The sequence below is a fragment of the Cylindrospermopsis sp. CR12 genome (genome assembly GCF_001432185.1).
Classification (GTDB): Bacteria; Cyanobacteriota; Cyanobacteriia; order Cyanobacteriales; family Nostocaceae; genus Raphidiopsis; species Raphidiopsis raciborskii.
Window position 1 is genome coordinate 1 of the sequence record NZ_LMVE01000066.1, and the last position, 2890, is coordinate 2890.

2 protein-coding genes are annotated in these 2890 nt (G+C 38.7%); one reads left to right on the plus strand and one right to left on the minus strand.

Annotation, left to right across the window (positions count from 1 at the left end):
• Nucleotides 1–620 precede the first annotated feature (620 nt).
• Nucleotides 621–1292 (plus strand): SinI family restriction endonuclease, encoded by a 672-nt coding sequence (locus ASL19_RS08360; RefSeq protein ID WP_057177986.1) that lies wholly within the window; start codon nucleotides 621–623, stop codon nucleotides 1290–1292.
• Between the two features lie 15 nt (nucleotides 1293–1307).
• Here the strand turns inward: ASL19_RS08360 and ASL19_RS08365 are convergent, their stop codons facing one another.
• Entirely contained in the window at nucleotides 1308–2729 is a 1422-nt protein-coding gene (locus ASL19_RS08365; protein WP_057177987.1) for a DNA cytosine methyltransferase, read from the minus strand.
• Between the last annotated feature and the right edge of the window lie 161 nt (nucleotides 2730–2890).

The window sequence follows — 2890 nt, forward strand, 5'->3', positions numbered from 1 at the left end:
TGATAAATTCACAGAAGCGATCCCATACGTTGGCGCTTTGGCGCTGTTGAATGGCAGTGGTCATGGTTTTATAATTGCGGTTTTACGAGAGATTTATGTATGTTCTGGTAGGTGTTTCTACCTTATGAACTTATATTAAGACAAATATTTAGTTTTGTAAAGAGGTTTTTACAAAATTTTTAATAATTTTGCCAATTAGGGATTTTCCTATATGTGGTAGGGGTTTCCGATTATTAAGTTACTAGTTTTGACGCTCAGTTTCACTTGTAATGATTATTTTATGTTAACTCCTATGTAATTTAATTTGATTAAGTTAGCTTTTATTTATATCCTGTTATAGGAATTGTGATAGAAAGTGCAATCTGGAGAGTGCTAGTGCTTCGCAATCGCATTTTGATGTATAGCGAGTTTATAAAGCTATGCTACAAATCCATCGAACCTTGATAGGGTGTCCCATTGCAACATCCCCCTTGCTGGTCGAGCAGACTGGGTTGAGTCCAGCTAACGTTAACAAGGCATTGGCCCAACTGCAGAAAGCAGAATGTGGGATACAACAACCTCTTGTTAGATAGGTTCTTTTTAGGCTATAAAGCTAAAATATTTAATAATTTCAAGAAACTATGTCAGAGTTAAATACAGCAGAAATTGCCAAAAAGGAAATGGATAAACTTGATCCGTCACTTAGCTATAAATTTGGAAAGGTTATACAATTCCTTTCTGATAACCCTGATGCGGTTGGACAACTAAAACGTAAGAATTCGCCTATCTTTGGTACAGAAGAGTATATTATTCTTAGTGCTACAAAGTTCAAAACAGGTCGTGATCTAATAAAACCACTGCCACCTACTACAATCCCAGATAAAGTGGTAAGTATCATCTTGAACAAGTATTTTGAAGTTCCCTCCAAGAAACTGGTAGAAGCTGAAAAACTACATAGCCTATCAATGATGGCTGAAAATCTTGTGGGGGATTTATTAGAAAGGTATATTGCGGTAGTAATGGAGCAACATGGATGGGTATGGTGTTCTGGTTCTATCGTTAAAGTAGTTGATTTTATATATCTTGATAGCCAAAATATCTGGCAATCGCTGCAAGTCAAAAACAGAGATAATTCTGAAAATTCCTCTTCTGCTGCTATCCGCAAGGGAACCAAAATTAAGAAGTGGTTCCGAACTTTTTCTAAAAAAGAGGGGTACAATTGGGACAATTTCCCCTCACTGGAAGGAAAAGAGAAGCTTTCAGAAAAAGGTTTTAGATCCTATGCTGAGAACTACCTTACTACTTTAAAATAGATAAATTCTTAACTTTTACGCAGTATAAGCTGTTGCTGTAAAGAGTGAGCCTTGGATGTTTTTTTCCAAGTATGTACTACCAATTTTAGCTTCCCAGGACACATCATCATTGCCTTTATAACGTGAAAACGGGAAATTCAGAGGGGGATGTTTTATCTCTCCATTCATATGTGCAAGGATGGCTTTACCTATTGCTTCTCCGAAACCAACAGGTACGGCATTCCCTATTTGTCGATATTGCTCCATGACAGAACCGCATATAACCCAACTATCTGGAAATTGCTGAATACGTTTATATTCCTGAATACTTAATGGTCGCAGATGTTCCGGATGGCAAATATCTGTTGCTGGCATGGCGGGGGATGTTACTAAAGTACAGCTTGGTTTGTCCCATGATAAACGTCTGAGGAAACCTGTTTTACCACCACCTGAGTAATAGGATTTTCCTAATGCTTCCTTCTGCAATTCTTCAGGTAGATGTTTCCAGTATTGACCTTCTTTTAACATTCTATAATATTTTAATCTCCCTTCTGGGAACTCGATATACTCCGCCTGGCTTGGGTTTAAGTCGCCAATAGATTCGCGTAGCGTTCTCCACTTAGCAAGACCAAAATCACCCGTTTGTGAATGGGTGGGATATAGATAAGGAACTTTTTTTCCACGATGGCAAATGATGACTACCCTTTCCCTGATTTGGGGAACACCATAATTTGCCGTGTTGTAGAGATTAAAACTGATACTGTACCCACCTTTACGAAGTTCGTCCACAATATATTTCAAAGCACCGCCTGGCTTTTCTTCTTTGGATAGGGTGCCGTTTCCTCTTTCTGAATGGGGGCGGTGCAATAATGGGGTTGAAAGAAGACCTCTTACATTCTCAATGACGGCATATTTTGGGCTTATTTCTAAGATAAGTTCAATATATTTTAAGAATATATTGCCCCTTTCATCTTTGAAGCCACGTCTTGTCCCTGCTGTAGAAAAAGCTTGGCATGGTGGGCCACCTAACATAATATCTACATCTTCTTTAGCTAGTTTGGCATAGTCTAGAATCTCCTGAGCGCTGTAAGATCCTATATCTCCTAGAAGCGCAATGTCTGGTTTATTTGCAATGATGGTTTGTCTGCAGTGCTTATCAACCTCACAGGCAAGGGAAATTTCAATACCTGCTTTCTCGAAACCAAGATCAAGTCCCATAGCTCCTGAGAAAAAAGAAAGCGCTTTTACTGATTGGTGACGATTTTCCCTATTCTTCCTATCTGTGGGCCCCTTAGTTTGCCTAATGTAATCTTGAACTGCTTCAGACTCCATAACCCACACTTTCCCTACCTGTTCCCCCTTGATGTTACCACTACGCAACAAAGCACAGACTCTTTGCTCAGAAATACCTATTATTGAACCTGCTTCCTTGGTGGATAAATAAGGTATATTTTTCATTTCGACCTCGAAACTTTTTGTATACCATTATTATCATAAATAAAGTGAAGATGTCAACACTTCAGGATGAAACTATCCCTGATGTCTCCCCATAAAAAAAGCTCCACACTAGGTGAGGAGCTTTTTATTTACTAGTATGGATTATTAACCGTTGATTGCGG

Excerpts from the sequence above, each read along its gene's own strand:
- ASL19_RS08360 (WP_057177986.1), top strand. The coding sequence starts at position 621 with ATGTCAGAGTTAAATACAGCAGAAATTGCCAAAAAGGAAATGGATAAA.
- ASL19_RS08365 (WP_057177987.1), bottom strand. The coding sequence starts at position 2,729 with ATGAAAAATATACCTTATTTATCCACCAAGGAAGCAGGTTCAATAATA.